At 69.2% G+C, this 12917-nt stretch carries 13 protein-coding genes; 7 read left to right on the top strand and 6 right to left on the bottom strand.

All coding sequences use genetic code 11. The features are described from left to right. Positions 1-65: 65 nt before the first annotated feature. Positions 66-455, bottom strand: a complete 390-nt coding sequence (locus tag ACM2ZB_RS14745) for an I78 family peptidase inhibitor (RefSeq protein ID WP_313443088.1) — start codon at positions 453-455, stop codon at positions 66-68. 116 nt (positions 456-571) lie between these two features. Between ACM2ZB_RS14745 and ACM2ZB_RS14740 the strand changes: the two genes are divergently transcribed. Further along, entirely contained in the window at positions 572-1624 is a 1053-nt protein-coding gene (locus ACM2ZB_RS14740) for a DNA topoisomerase IB (protein WP_416056000.1), read from the top strand. 33 nt (positions 1625-1657) lie between these two features. On the opposite strand, the gene ACM2ZB_RS14735 is transcribed toward ACM2ZB_RS14740, so the two are convergent. Continuing rightward, the gene (locus ACM2ZB_RS14735) at positions 1658-2002 is read right to left on the bottom strand and encodes a hypothetical protein (RefSeq protein WP_200751017.1); all 345 of its coding nucleotides are present in this window, start codon (positions 2000-2002) and stop codon (positions 1658-1660) included. Between the two features lie 197 nt (positions 2003-2199). On the opposite strand from ACM2ZB_RS14735, the gene ACM2ZB_RS14730 reads away from it, so the two are divergent. Together ACM2ZB_RS14730 and ACM2ZB_RS14725 are read left to right on the top strand one after the other, a co-directional pair. Continuing rightward, on the top strand, positions 2200-3306 hold the full coding sequence (locus tag ACM2ZB_RS14730) for an SDR family oxidoreductase (protein ID WP_416055999.1): 1107 nt from the start codon (positions 2200-2202) through the stop codon (positions 3304-3306). Between the two features lie 68 nt (positions 3307-3374). Continuing rightward, entirely contained in the window at positions 3375-3788 is a 414-nt protein-coding gene (locus tag ACM2ZB_RS14725; protein WP_416055998.1) for a hypothetical protein, read from the top strand. On the opposite strand, the gene ACM2ZB_RS14720 is transcribed toward ACM2ZB_RS14725, so the two are convergent. Next, positions 3761-4843: a serine hydrolase domain-containing protein gene (locus tag ACM2ZB_RS14720; RefSeq protein WP_416055997.1), complete on the bottom strand. Its 1083-nt coding sequence runs from the start codon at positions 4841-4843 to the stop codon at positions 3761-3763. The genes ACM2ZB_RS14725 and ACM2ZB_RS14720 overlap by 28 nt on opposite strands. A 192-nt stretch (positions 4844-5035) precedes the next feature. Here ACM2ZB_RS14720 and ACM2ZB_RS14715 point away from each other — a divergent pair, with 192 nt between their 5' ends. Both ACM2ZB_RS14715 and ACM2ZB_RS14710 read left to right on the top strand, forming a co-directional pair. Continuing rightward, a complete protein-coding gene (locus tag ACM2ZB_RS14715) occupies positions 5036-5422 on the top strand; it encodes a BlaI/MecI/CopY family transcriptional regulator (RefSeq protein WP_416055996.1) in 387 nt (128 codons plus the stop codon). Between the two features lie 3 nt (positions 5423-5425). Then, positions 5426-7423: a M56 family metallopeptidase gene (locus ACM2ZB_RS14710; RefSeq protein WP_416055995.1), complete on the top strand. Its 1998-nt coding sequence runs from the start codon at positions 5426-5428 to the stop codon at positions 7421-7423. A gap of 34 nt (positions 7424-7457) precedes the next feature. Here the strand turns inward: ACM2ZB_RS14710 and ACM2ZB_RS14705 are convergent, their stop codons facing one another. From ACM2ZB_RS14705 to ACM2ZB_RS14695, 3 genes are all read right to left on the bottom strand, one after another. Continuing rightward, the gene (locus ACM2ZB_RS14705; protein WP_313443102.1) at positions 7458-7793 is read right to left on the bottom strand and encodes an I78 family peptidase inhibitor; all 336 of its coding nucleotides are present in this window, start codon (positions 7791-7793) and stop codon (positions 7458-7460) included. Positions 7794-7878: 85 nt separating this feature from the next. Further along, complete coding sequence (locus tag ACM2ZB_RS14700) at positions 7879-8901, bottom strand: ribonuclease H-like domain-containing protein (protein WP_416055994.1); 1023 nt, start codon at positions 8899-8901, stop codon at positions 7879-7881. Further along, positions 8898-11387, bottom strand: a complete 2490-nt coding sequence (locus tag ACM2ZB_RS14695) for a DEAD/DEAH box helicase (protein WP_416055993.1) — start codon at positions 11385-11387, stop codon at positions 8898-8900. Before ACM2ZB_RS14695 ends, ACM2ZB_RS14700 begins: the two co-directional genes overlap by 4 nt. Before the next feature lie 264 nt (positions 11388-11651). Between ACM2ZB_RS14695 and ACM2ZB_RS14690 the strand changes: the two genes are divergently transcribed. Together ACM2ZB_RS14690 and ACM2ZB_RS14685 are read left to right on the top strand one after the other, a co-directional pair. Continuing rightward, positions 11652-12131: a hypothetical protein gene (locus ACM2ZB_RS14690; RefSeq protein ID WP_416058559.1), complete on the top strand. Its 480-nt coding sequence runs from the start codon at positions 11652-11654 to the stop codon at positions 12129-12131. Between the two features lie 36 nt (positions 12132-12167). Next, entirely contained in the window at positions 12168-12842 is a 675-nt protein-coding gene (locus ACM2ZB_RS14685; RefSeq protein ID WP_416055992.1) for a hypothetical protein, read from the top strand. Positions 12843-12917: the final 75 nt, after the last annotated feature.

Raw genomic sequence — 12917 nt, 5'->3', positions numbered from 1 at the left:
GCCGCAATACACGGTTGCGCGTGCAACCAAAACGCCGGCAAACCCTTGCCGGCGCTGGGTTTTCCTCAGCCGCAGCGGACCCCGCTGACCAGGTCCTTTTCGTCCACTTCGATGTTCAGGCGATCACCCAGGAATTCCATGGTGGCCATGTCGTTGGGGCGCAGCACGCGCACCTGCTTGGCGGCGGCATCTTCCTGGGCCTGCTTGCCCACTGCGTCGGTGTAGGTCTGGCCGACCAGGCTCTGCACCTGGCTGGCGTCGCACGCGCCGGCCGGTGGTGCTTCGGTGGCCTTGCCCGCTTCGTCGGCCGGGGCCTTGGCGGCTTCGGCAGCCTGCTGTGCATGGGCGGTGGCCGAATCCTGCTCATCCAGCGCGGGCGCCTGGCAGGCGGACAGTGCCAGCACGGCCGGCAGCAACAGGGCGGAGAGCGAACGGGCGCGAATCGGGAACGACATCGTGACTCCAAAACGGAAGGGACTTTGAAGCCCCGAGCATAGCCGCGAACCCACCCTCACGTGTTTGTCTTGCGTTATTGACGTGGCCGCCTCACGTCCATCGCCAGACTGGCTGCATGCCAGCCGCCCCCACACCCGAACGACAGGCCGCGCGCGCCGCAGGCCTGCGCTATGTCGACGACACCCAACCCGGCATCAGCCGCCGCCGTGCAGGCAAGGGATTTGCCTACCGCGATGCCGACGGCCATGCCGTGCGCGACGCTGCCACCCTGCAGCGCATCCGCGCACTGGCCATTCCGCCGGCCTACACCGCCGTGTGGATCTGCGCCCATGCCAACGGCCACCTGCAGGCCACCGGCCGCGACGCGCGTGGCCGCAAGCAGTACCGTTACCACGCCGACTGGGCCGCCGTGCGCGATTCAGGCAAGTTCGACCGCACCATCGCCTTCGGCGAAGCGCTGCCCGCTCTGCGCCGCAGGCTCAGCCGCGATCTCAAGCCGCGCGGCTTCCCGCGCGAAAAAGTGCTGGCGGTGGTGGTCGCGCTGCTGGCCGACACCCTGGTGCGGGTGGGCAATGAAACCTACGCGAGGGAAAACAAGTCCTTTGGCCTGACGACCCTGCGCAACCGCCACCTGGACCTGCTGCGCGGCGGCCGCGTGCGCATGCGCTTCCGTGGCAAATCCGGGCAGCTGCATGAAGTGACCGTCGGTGACCGCCGGCTGGGCACCCTGGTGCGCGGCGTGCAGCAGCTGCCGGGGCAGGCGCTGTTCCAGTACCGCGACGACGACGGTGTCGTCCAGCCGGTCGATTCCGGTGCGGTGAATGACTACCTGCGCGAGGTGATGGGCGAAGACTTCACCGCCAAGGATTTCCGTACCTGGGGCGGCACCCTGGCGGCGGTGCAGACCTTTGCCGCCACCGAGCTGCCTGAACCGGCCAGCCAGCGTGCGCTGGCCAAGGCGCAGCGCGAGGTGGTGTGCCAGGTGGCCGCGCGGCTGGGCAACACGCCGGCGGTCTGCCGCAAGGCCTATATCGACCCCTGCGTGTTTGCCGGTTGGGAGCGCGGCGAGCTTGCCTCGCTGGCGGGCCTGCGCGGCCCGCGGCAGTGGGAGCAGGCCACGCTGAAAGTACTGCGGCGGGCGCGGCGGTTGGCCAGGCGCAGCGCCTGAGATCCTCGTAGCAGTCGAACTGCTCGGCGGCGATCAACCGCAATAAATGGCGGTGATGTTGTTGGTGCGGCCGGTTTCAATCGTCAGGCGATCACCGCCCTCCTGTGCCGCACCCGCCGCCGGATCTGCCGTGCCACTGGCGGTGTTGCCACTGTGCTCGCGGCTGCCGCGGGTGACCTGCACGTGCAGGCTGTCGCTGTCCACGCGCGCACGCTCAACGGTCATGTCCGAAGCAGCCAGGCCGACCGCGCCGCGCACCATGTTGGTATGGCACTGGCCGGAAATCACTCCATCGATCGGCTGGATCTGGGCAACCGGACTGCTGCTGCAGGCGGCGAGGGCGAAGCAGACGGCGGCGGTGGCGATTGCATGTTTCATCTGGGCATTCCTCGTGTCGTGGCCTGAAGAGTGCGACGACACGCGTGGTGGCGGAATGAATGCCGTGCACGCGATGGACACGGCGCGCTCACTGCCGCCGACAGGGTGGTTGGAGAGACTGCACGAGCGGCGCACGCCGCCCCCCGGTAGTGCCGGCCGCTGGCCGGCAACCCCATCCCCCTCCCGAGGAGACCTGCATGGCCACCAGCAAAAAGACTCCCGCCCGCCGCAAGGCCTCGCCCAAGGTGCGCAAAGGCAGCACCGCCGCGAAGACCGTTGCCGAAACCGACCGCCCACGCGTAGTGAAAACCGCCACCCGCAAGGCCGCCGCCAGCGATCCGCGCGCGGCACGCGTGGCCTCGCGGCAGCGGCGCCTGCAGGACCAGGAGAAAGCCAAGGACGCGCGCGCAACGAAGAAGGCGATCAAGAAGACCGCCACCCAGGCCGGCGCACGCCGGCAGCCGGAAACCATGCCGGCCCAGCACCTGGCCAAGCCCGGCCATGAACACGCGCTGGAACTGGCGCCGCGCTTCCTCGCCCCGGATTACGTCGGCAGCGGCAAGCTGCAGGGCATGCGCGCGATCATCACCGGCGGTGATTCCGGTATCGGCCGTGCGGTGGCGGTGCTGTTCGCCCGCGAAGGCGCCGATGTCGCCGTGCTGCACCTGGATGAAGCCGAAGATGCGGACATCACCCGCCAGCACGTGGAACGCGAAGGTGGCCGCTGCGTGGTGATCGCCGGTGACGTGCGCGATCCGCGCTTCTGCAACAAGGCGGTGAAGCAGGTGGCCAAGGCCTTCGGTGGCATCGACATCCTGGTCAACAACGCGGCCTTCCAGCTGCATTGCGAGCGCCTGGAAGACCTGGAAGACGCGCACCTGCAGGAGACCCTGCAGACCAACATCGGCGGTTACATCCAGATGGCGCGGGCGGTACTGCCGCACTTGGGCGAGGGCGCCAGCATCATCAACACCGGCTCGGAAACCGGCCTGTTCGGCAGCAAGGCACTCATCGACTACTCGGCCACCAAGGGCGCCATCCATGCCTTCACCAAGGCACTGGCCAGCCAGCTGCTGCCGCGTGGCATCCGGGTCAACTGCGTGGCGCCGGGACCGGTGTGGACGCCGCTGAACCCGGCCGACAAGCAAGCGCAGGACGTGGCCGAGTTCGGCAAGGACAGCGACATGGGCCGCCCCGCGCAGCCGGAAGAGCTGTCGCCGGCTTATGTGTTCCTGGCTTCGCCGGCCTGCGCCAGCTATATCAGCGGCGCGATCCTGCCAGTGATGGGCGGCCCGCGCGGCTGACGCGGCGGTAGTGCCGGCCGCTGGCCGGCAGCTATCCTCGGCGCACGCGAACAGAGGATGGGGTGGGCATGGACGGCACCGTTGAATACCTGTGGCTGCCGCCGGGCGCGATACCGCCCGAACGGGCCTGCTCCCCTTACCGCGCCATTGTGGCTGTCGAAGCCGCCGTGGAGGCGGACTGGCAGGCGCGGGTGAGCGACTGGCTGGTGCGCAGCGGTTGCCGCTACATGATGGCCTGGGGCATCGAGTGCAGCGGTTGGGATGATGCGGTGGACCTGGCATCGCTGGAGGGCGAGGGCGCGGACTTCGTGATGACCACCTGGCATGACCGCGACACCCTGGCGGAGGTGTTCGCGTTCTGCGCCATTGCCCAGCACCCTACGCTGGAGCTACCGCACACAGTGGTGCTGCATGTGGCTGGGGTGGCCGACGAGACGCGCGTGCTTGCAGGTGTTCAGGGCCCTGTCGCAGCAGGCGCATAAAGATCGGCAATGCGCGGAATGAACCGCTGCGGGTTGGCGCCCACCAGGTTGGTCAGCACCACCACCGCCACGCCGCGGTCGGGGTAGACGATGAAGGCCGAGCGCGCACCACCGATGCCGGCGACCTGACGGTCCGGCGCCGCCTGCAGCACCGGCCAGCCCGCAGACCACGGGCCGGGTGAGCCATTGGCCAGCGGCTCGGCAGCCCACATGTGTGCACGCGCGGCGTCACCCAGCAGGCGGCCATCGCCCAGCGCGGCCAGCCAGTGCGCGGTGTCATCGGCGGTGGTGAGGATGCCGCCGCCGGCCCACAAGCTGGGCGGCATGTCGTAGAACCAGTGCGACAGGCGTTGCGGTGCATCGGCGGCATCGGTCGCGCGCGGGGCCAGGCTGTACATCGTGGCCGCGTCGGGGATCAGGTCATAGCTGTCGCCGAAGGTGGTGCGCGCCATGCGTGCCGGTGCGAACTGGGCGGTGGTCAGGTAGCGCTCGTAGGGCATGCCGGACTGCTGGGCGATGATCCGTGCCAGCAGCACGTAGTTGGTCTGGTTGTAGGCGAAGCGCTGGCCCGGCGCCGCATCCATCGGCCGCGCGGTCACTGCCTGCCAGGCCTGGTCTTCGCTGCCACCACCCAGGAGGCCATGCTCGTCCAGGATGTCCGGCAGCCCCGACGTATGGGCCAGCAGCTGGCGCACGCGCACGTCCTGCCACGCCTGCGGCAGCGCGGGCAGATACCGCGCTACGGGCGCGTCCAGTTCCAGCCGGCCCTGCTGCGCCAGCTGCGCGGCGGCCACCCCGGTGAAGGCCTTGGTGGCCGAGTTCAACGGGAACCGCGTGCTGCGCGTGGCGATCACCCCGTTTTCCACATTGGCCAGTCCGTAGGCTTCCGACAGCACGATCTGGCCATCCTTGACCACGGCGACCTGCAGCCCCGGGATGCGCTGTTCCAGCATGGTCTGGCGGATCAGTCGGCGGGTCTGGTCGTTGGCCTGGTCCTGGTTGGCGGACACGGCGGACAGGGGAACGGCGGTGAGGGGCAGGGCGCTGATGAGCATGAGCACGACTCGGAACGTAGGGCGGAACATGCGGATTCCCGGCAGGGTGTCGAGGGTCGGATGCGCGGGATGGGGAAAAGGTTTAACCGCCCCAGCCACGCCTACCGTTCGTCGGCCCATGACTTCCGGGGGGTTGACTACAGTTGTCGTCACGCTGACAGTGACGACACGTGTAGTCAAGGGAGTGGTGTCATGCGTGGCAAGACCATCGGGGACCAGGAGCTGGCCCTGCTGCAGTACATCGATGAACATGCGCCGGCCAGCGTCGGCGAAGTCGCCAGTGGCTATGGCGAGACCCGCGGGCTGGCCCGGTCCACGGTGCTGACGATGATGGAGCGGCTGCGCGCCAAGGGCTATCTTCAGCGCAGGCAGCAGGACGGGGTGTTCCGCTACCAGGCCACCCGTGGCCCGGAAAGCGTGCTGCAGGGTGCGGTGGCCCAGTTTGTCGACAACACCCTGCAGGGGTCGGTGTCGCCGTTCGTGGCCTATCTGTCGCAGCGCCAGGAGGTCAGCGACAACGAGCTGGCCGAGCTGGAGGCGCTGGTGGCCCAACTTCAATCGCGTCGCCACGAGGGCTGAGCCATGGACACCACGATGCTGATTCCGATGCTGGAACGCCTGGGCTGGACCAGCCTGCAGACCGTGCTGCTGGTGGGCCTGGTGTACGCCCTGTGCCGCGTGCTGCCGTCGCTGTCGGCCAGCACCCGCTGCCGCCTGTGGTGGCTGGTGTCGCTGCAGGCGGTGCTGGGCCTGTTCTGGAGCCAGCCGCTGCAGCTGGCCTGGCTGCCGGCGCCGCAGGCCGTGGCGATGAGCGCCACCGATCTGGCCGCCGATGTGATCCATCCGATGGCGCCGGAACTGTCGGCGAACCTGTTGGCCACCGCGCCGATTGACCACACCCCTGACATCGCTGCGTCGATCGGCAGCGGCGTATCGCCGGTGGCCTGGTGGGCGCTCGCGCTGGCCGCGCTGTGGCTGTCCGGCGTGCTGGTGATGGCATGGCGTACCTTCGGCGAATGGCGGCAGTGCCGCGCGCTGCTGGCCGCCTCGCACCCCTGCCAGGACGCTGCCCTGGTGCAGGCCCTGCAGTTGGCCGCCGATGCCCATGGCCTGCGCCGCGCGCCGCGCCTGTGGATGAGCGAACAGGTGGACGCGCCGCAGCTGGTGGGCCCGTTGCGCCCGGTGCTGCTGCTGCCGGCCGGCGCCAATGCCCTGCAGGGCGATGCGCTGGACCTGGCGTTGACCCATGAACTGCAGCACATGCAGCGCCGTGACCTGCAGTGGGGCCTGTTGCCCGCGCTGGCCCAGCACCTGTTCTTCTTCCACCCGCTGCTGCGCCTGGCCGTGCGCGAATACGCGCAGTCCCGCGAAGAAGCCGTGGATGCGGCCGTGGTCGGCCAGCATGGTGCCAGCCGCCACGCCTATGGCCGCCTGCTGTTGCAGCTGGGCGTGGCACCGCAGCCGCACCTGGGCGTGGCCAGTGCGGCCCCCAGCACCACCAGCCTGAAGCGCCGCCTGCTGTGCCTGCAGCCGCGCCGTGCCTGCCCGCGCATCCTTGCCTTCGGCCTGACCGCCGTGGTGCTGGCGGTGGGCGTGGCGCCGATGCGCCTGGTGGCTGCACCGGTTCCCCCGGCACCGCCTGCACCGCCGCATGCGGTTCCGGCCACGCCGCCGGCGCCCCCGGCCCCGCCCGCGCCGCCGGCTGCACGCGTCCCGCCGGTGCCGGTTGAACCGGCCGAGCCGGCTGAACCCGTCGTGCCGGCCGAGCCCGCCGAGCCCGCCGACATGACCGGTCCCGATGATGCCGATGTCGGTGATATCGACGATGCCGCCGGCATCGACGAGGAAACCCACGGCACCACGTCCATCACCACCTACGGCCGACTGGATCTGGGCAAGGCCCCGGCACGGGCCTATGTGCTGGTCGATGGCGATTCGACCTTCGCCAACGGCGGGATCGATGATGTGACGCTGGCCCGCAAGCAGCTCGGCAAGGGCCCGGCGCTGTGGTTCCGCGAAGGCGACAAGCGCTATGTGGTGCGTGACCCGATGCTGATCCAGAGCCTGCAGCGCACCTACAGCGGTGCGGTGGAACTGAGCCGCCAGCAGAGCGAACTGGGCCGCAGGCAGAGTGCCTTGGGCCGCGAACAGAGCGCGCTGGGGCGGCAGTTGGGTGAGCTGGGTCGCCTGCAGGGCGACATGGCACGCCGCATTGCACTGCAGGCCGCCGAAAGTGCGCGCCGTGCGGTGGCGGCGACCGGCGATATCAACCGCCAGGCTGCGGCCGAAGCGGCGCAGGCCACGCGCGGTGCGGTCGATGAAGCTGCCATTGCACGCCAGGCCGCCGCCGCCGCGCGCAGCGCCTCGGAAGAAGCCCGCAGCGAGGCGCAGTCCGAGCGCAGCCGCGAAATGAGCCGCCTGGCCGCTCAGCAGGCCACGCTGGGCAGCCGCCAGGCCGCACTGGGCAGCCAGCAGGCCGCCCTGGGTGAGCGTCAGGCGCGCCTGCAGGAGCAGGCCACGCAGCACGTGAAGCAGGTCATCGCCCAGGCGATGGCCAGCGGCAAGGCACAGCAGCTCTGACGGGTAAAGCCGGCCAGCGGCCGGCACTACCTCCTCAACCGCAGCTGGCGCGCTCGATCCGGTTCTGCGCGTCCACCTGCACGGTCACCCGGTCCTGGCGGAAATCCATGGTCACCGCCATGCCCGGCTTGACCACCCGCGCATTGCGGGCGCCGCTGTCGGCCACCAGCTTCTTGATCGTCGCCTCGTCGGCGGTCTTGCCGGTGAAGGCGTCCAGCGCTTCCGGACGGCATTCCTGCGGGCCATCGGACACCTTGGCCGGCAGGCTGCCATCGCCCGCCGTGCTGCGGGGCGAGCTGCTGCCACCGGCATGGCTGCAGGCGGCCAAGGGCAGGATGGCGGCCAGCAGCAACAGGGATGAATGACGCATGGGCACGGCTCCGTGTGAAGGGTGAGCGGGCAGTGTCGCCGCAGCGCGTGTCAGTGGTGTCAACGCCGCCTGAACCCGCGCCCGGCTACGGCTGCACCAGCGCCAGCGTTTCCCGCTCGCGCTGCTGCTCGCGCACCAGCCGCTGCAGCAGCAGGGCCAGGGTCACCACGTCCTGGTGGTTGTGGTCGGCCACCCGGCGCAGGTTCACCGCATCGCCGCCGCGCAGGTAACGCAGCCACGCAGCGGGTGCTTCCGAACCGGGCAGGTCGTCCTCGCGCACCACGCGCAGCAGCTGGCGCTCGATGGTGGACAGCTTGCAGTTTTCCCACGTGCCGCGATACCGGCGGCGGGTGGGGTAGAGCAGGTCCACATGGTCCAGCGCACTGATCGGGTCGCGCTGCCGGGCCAGCCGGTAGCGGGCCTTCAGCAGCGGCGCGTCGTAGCTGCGGCCGTTGTAGCTGCAGAACACCGTTGACGGCTGCAACCAGCCCGCAAACGCAGCCAGCATCGCGTCCTCGGCCGCCATGGTGGACATCAGCAGCTGGCGGATGCGCAGGCCTTCGCCGCGCTGCGGGCAGGCATGCCAGTCCGCAGCGCCGATCATGAAGGCGCGGGTGCCGGTGCCACCGGCCAGGCCGGTGGTTTCGGTATCGAAGAACAACAGATCGCGCGCGGCCACGTGTTCGCCATCGCGGCGGGCGAAATCGAGCGACAGTGGCTGCGCCGGGATCGGCTGCGGCTGCAGCGATTCGATCAGGAACAGGCCCGGCCCGATTTCCTCGCCGGGCAGCTGGCGGTCCTGTGCGCTGGCCCGCGCAGGCGCAGCATTGCCGCGTGTGCGCAGGCCCAGCAGGCGATGCAGGCTGCCCACCTGCGGCCGCCGCAACGGTGCCGGTGGCGACGCAGGTGCGGCCGCGCCGGTTGGCTTGTGGCGGATCTCCTGCTCGACCCAGGCAAACACCGAGCGCTCGGCCGCGGGCTGCCGTGCATCGTTGGCGGCGACCGGGGTCGGTGCTGCCGGCGGCAGCCCAGGCGCGGCCGGCGTACCCGCCTTCGGGTCGCCGGCCTGTTTCCGCAGCAGGCGCAGCTTGTCCAGGCTCAGGCTCACGGTGCCAGCAGCTCCATCGGCTCGCGCGGGGTCACCAGCACATCCGGTACGTGCTGGCATGCTTCGGCATCGAACAGGTCGAGCACGCGCAGTGCCAGCGCGCGCGGTGAGGTCTCATCCTCTTCCTGCGCCGCCAGCACCGGGCCGACGCAGGCCGGGCAGCCGGCCTTGCAGTCGCAGCGCTGCACCAGTTCGCGCGCGCGCTGCACCAGTTCGGCCTGGCGCTGCCACAGCGGTTCGCTGAGGCCGACGCCGCCGGGGAAGTTGTCGTACAGGTACACCGTCGGCACGAACTCCTGCAGCAGCTCGACGATGCCGGGATCACCCTCGCCGCCGCGCAGCTGGCCACGGCCAGTCTGGTCGGCGATCGCGAACCAGGAACCATCGCCGTTGCCGACCGACTTCTGCAGGTCGCGCGCATCGGCCATCACCGCCACCGTGGCAACGATATGCAGCGCATAGGCCGCGCCGAGGAAACCATCCAGCGCATCCTGCTTGCTGGCGAAGGCGCGCAGCAGCAGCGCCTGCGGCAGCTGCCACCAGACTGCGGTGGTGTGCAGTTCCTGGTCGGGCAGGTTCACCGGGCCGTAGCCGATGTTTTCGTGGGTGTAGTAACGGATCTTCTTGTAGCCGGCCACGCGACGTACCACGTGCACTTCGCCATGGTGTGAATCACCACGGCCGGCCACGCCTCCGTCGAAACGGTCCAGGACCTTGAGCTTGGTGAAGTCGATGCTGTCGGTGTAGTAATCCACGTGGGTGCGCGTGACGTAGGCCTTGCGGCCTTCCCAGTCCAGCGTTTCCACCTGGTACGGGGTGGACTGCACCATGTGGATGGCGCCTTCATACAGAGTGAGCGCAGCCGCAGAATAATCCACTTCGGCGATGATCTGCTGGCGGCCATCGCTGCGGTCGACCACCACGAAGTTGCCATCGGCCACCGAACGCAGGCTGACCGCGTTGGCCGGATAGCTGTCGGCGATCCATTCCCAGCGCTCGCCTTCGCGGTGGATGACTTCGGTCTCGGCCAGCGCTTCCAGGAACACTTCCGGATCGATCGGGCCGAAGCCATCGCCGACCCGGAACGGCAGCTCAAAGGCTGCGCAGCGGATGTGGTCGAACAGGATCAGCGGCTGGTCCGGTGCGATGCGCGCGTGTTCGGGTGAGGCCTCGGCGAAGAAATCCGGATGCCGCACCACGTACTGGTCCAGCGGCTGCGAGCTGGCCACCATCACCCCCAGCGCGGGTTGCTGGCGGCGACCGGCACGGCCGAAGCGCTGCCAGGTGGCGGCCACGCTGCCGGGGTAGCCGTTGAGGATGACCACGTCCAGGCTGCCGATATCCACGCCCAGTTCCAGCGCCGAGGTGCTGACGATGCCGTCGATGTTGCCCGCGCGCATCGCCCGTTCGGTCTCGCGGCGTTCGGTGGGCAGGTAGCCACCGCGGTAGGCACGGATACGTGGCGGCTTGCGCGGGTCGTGGTCGAAGATGTCCTTCAGGTACTTGGTCAGTACTTCCACCATCAGCCGCGTCTGCGCGAACACCAGGGTCTTCAGTCCAGACTTGATCGCGATGCGGGCGATGCGGTTGCTCTGCGAGCGTGCCGATGCACGCAGGCCCAGGTCCGGGTTGATCACCGGCGGGTTCCACAGCAGCACCTGCTTGGGCCCGCTGGGCGCGCCGGATTCGGTGATGGCGGTGACCGGGGCTTCGATGAGGGCTTCGGCATGCGCCTGCGGGTTGCCGATGGTGGCCGAGCACAGGATGAACTGCGGTTGCACGCCATAGAACGCGCAGATGCGCTTGAGCCGGCGCAGCACGTTGGTGACGTGGCTGCCGAACACGCCGCGGTAGGTATGCACCTCGTCGATGACGATGTAGCGCAGGTTCTCGAAGAACTGCGCCCACTTGGTGTGGTGCGGCAGGATGGCCTGGTGCAGCATGTCCGGGTTGGACACCACGATGTCGCCGTGCAGGCGGATGGCCTGGCGCGCATCGCCGGGGGTGTCGCCATCGAAGGTGAAGGCCTTCACCCCCAGGTCGCCGGCGCGGTTGAGCTCCAGCAGCTCGGCCACCTGGTCCTGGGCCAGCGCCTTGGTGGGGAACAGGTACAGCGCCTTGGCTTTGTCCTGCATGGCCGCACTGACCACCGGCAGGGTGTAGCACAGCGACTTGCCGCTGGCGGTGGGGGTGACGATGGCCACGTGCTCGCCACGCTGGCTGGCCTGCCACGCTTCGGCCTGGTGGCTGTAGAGCTGCTCGATGCCACGGGCCTTCAGCGCGGCAGCCAGGGCCGGCGGCACTGAATCGGGAAGGGGCGCGTAGCGGCCCTCGCGGCCGGGAATGGCGAAGCTGCCGGTGATGCGGTCGTGGTAGCGGCGCTGCAGGCGCGCACTGAGCAGGGCGCCGTCGCGGGCGGGCAGGCCGTCGCGGGTGGCGAGCTTCTGCTCGGCGTCGGCGGTGCGCTTGGCGAGTTCGTAAGCCATGAAAGATGGAGCCGGGACGGATTGCGAGGGGTCACATGGCACCACAGATGGGTCTCAGGATGTGAGACACCGGGGTGGAATGGAGTGAATCGTTCACAGCGAACAGTGCTGCGACAGGCTGCAGGCCAAGGCATCAGTGGCTGAACGTGTGTGCACGCCCCCAACGAAATCTGAAGCTGCGGTGCGTATCCTCGAACGCTGGACGCAACAGACAGGGCAAGGGCTGTGGCACGACGTGGAATGCAGGGAGCACTCCTGGCTGGCATGCTGCTGGCGGGCATCGCGCAGGCGCAGCAGGCCGCGCCGGTGGTCGAACCCGCCCCTGGGGCGGCGCTCGACGAGCGGGTGCCGGCGGCGGCTGATCCCACTCCGGCGACGCCCACCTTGCCGCAGGAAAACGTGACCACCCTGGGCGAGGTCCGTGCGCTCAAGCCCGAAGATGACCAGCCGGTGGACCTGTACCGCTTCAAGAATCCGCTGCGGCCGGAGAACAACCGCTTCAGCCGCGACTGGAGCGAACCGCCTTCACCCGAACAGGTCAGCATTGATGGTGGCTACCTCATGCAGGGCGTCGCCAAGGGCGTGATGGCGGCGGCCAAAGGGCTGAACAAGCTGACCGGGGGCCCGGACCAGGTCCAGGCGGCCATCGCCCGTCCGCCGCCGGAGCTGACGCCCGAGCAGCGGCGGCGCATACTGCAGTTCTGCCAGCAGCAGGAAGGCTGCGACACACCGCCGGTGAAGTAGGCGTATCCTGCCGCGTTTCAGATCGAGGCCGCCCGGATGCTGCTGCGTTCCCTGTTCCTGTTTGCCACGCTGAGCCCGCTGGCGGCATCCGCCAGTGAGCTGGCTGACGGCGGCTCCTGCCGCAATGGCGCGTTTCCTTCCCTGCAGCACGGCTTCGCGCTGGCCAAGGTGACCGGCACGCCACGGTTGTACCTGCTGGGCGACATGGATGGCTGCCCGGCCAAGGGCGAACCCGCCTGCCGCCAGCGCAGCTATGTGGTCAGCGGCGATACGGTGGTGACCGGCGGTGATCTGGGGGGCTACCGCTGCGCGTTCTTCCCGAACAAGGTGGGCGGCAGTGCCGGCTGGGTGGACCGCAGCAAGCTGCAGCCGCTGCCGGTGGCAACGCCATCGCTGAAAGACTGGGCCGGCGACTGGAAGGATGGCGACAACGGCTTGAGCATCTCGGTGCGCGGCGGTCAGCTGCATGTCGAAGGCGATGCCTACTGGCCGTCGGCCAATCCCACCCCGGAACAGCGCCCGTATGGGCCGAACCTGGGCCAGGTGGAAGCCTTGGCCACGCCGCGCGGCGCGGATGTGGAATTCGTCGACGACTCATGCCGGATGACGGTGCACTCGCTGGGCAGTGTGCTGATCGTGGCCGACAACAGCGAGTGTGGCGGCATGAACGTGCGCTTCAATGGCGTGTACCGGCGCACCGGGGCGCGCTGAGCGATGGGGTCAGCGCCCTTTCGCGCGCGAACGGGATCCGACCCGGTTGATCCGCGCAGGGCAGTCGATCCACGG

The organism is Stenotrophomonas maltophilia, assembly GCF_047782825.1.
Lineage (GTDB): Bacteria > Pseudomonadota > Gammaproteobacteria > Xanthomonadales > Xanthomonadaceae > Stenotrophomonas.
Note: the sequence above shows the minus strand (reverse complement) of the source record. Positions and strands in the feature narration are given on the sequence as shown.

Excerpts from the sequence above, each read along its gene's own strand:
- ACM2ZB_RS14745 (WP_313443088.1), bottom strand. The coding sequence starts at position 455 with ATGTCGTTCCCGATTCGCGCCCGTTCGCTCTCCGCCCTGTTGCTGCCG.
- ACM2ZB_RS14740 (WP_416056000.1), top strand. The coding sequence starts at position 572 with ATGCCAGCCGCCCCCACACCCGAACGACAGGCCGCGCGCGCCGCAGGC.
- ACM2ZB_RS14735 (WP_200751017.1), bottom strand. The coding sequence starts at position 2,002 with ATGAAACATGCAATCGCCACCGCCGCCGTCTGCTTCGCCCTCGCCGCC.
- ACM2ZB_RS14730 (WP_416055999.1), top strand. The coding sequence starts at position 2,200 with ATGGCCACCAGCAAAAAGACTCCCGCCCGCCGCAAGGCCTCGCCCAAG.
- ACM2ZB_RS14725 (WP_416055998.1), top strand. The coding sequence starts at position 3,375 with ATGGACGGCACCGTTGAATACCTGTGGCTGCCGCCGGGCGCGATACCG.
- ACM2ZB_RS14720 (WP_416055997.1), bottom strand. The coding sequence starts at position 4,843 with ATGCTCATCAGCGCCCTGCCCCTCACCGCCGTTCCCCTGTCCGCCGTG.
- ACM2ZB_RS14715 (WP_416055996.1), top strand. The coding sequence starts at position 5,036 with ATGCGTGGCAAGACCATCGGGGACCAGGAGCTGGCCCTGCTGCAGTAC.
- ACM2ZB_RS14710 (WP_416055995.1), top strand. The coding sequence starts at position 5,426 with ATGGACACCACGATGCTGATTCCGATGCTGGAACGCCTGGGCTGGACC.
- ACM2ZB_RS14705 (WP_313443102.1), bottom strand. The coding sequence starts at position 7,793 with ATGCGTCATTCATCCCTGTTGCTGCTGGCCGCCATCCTGCCCTTGGCC.
- ACM2ZB_RS14695 (WP_416055993.1), bottom strand. The coding sequence starts at position 11,387 with ATGGCTTACGAACTCGCCAAGCGCACCGCCGACGCCGAGCAGAAGCTC.
- ACM2ZB_RS14690 (WP_416058559.1), top strand. The coding sequence starts at position 11,652 with ATGCTGCTGGCGGGCATCGCGCAGGCGCAGCAGGCCGCGCCGGTGGTC.
- ACM2ZB_RS14685 (WP_416055992.1), top strand. The coding sequence starts at position 12,168 with ATGCTGCTGCGTTCCCTGTTCCTGTTTGCCACGCTGAGCCCGCTGGCG.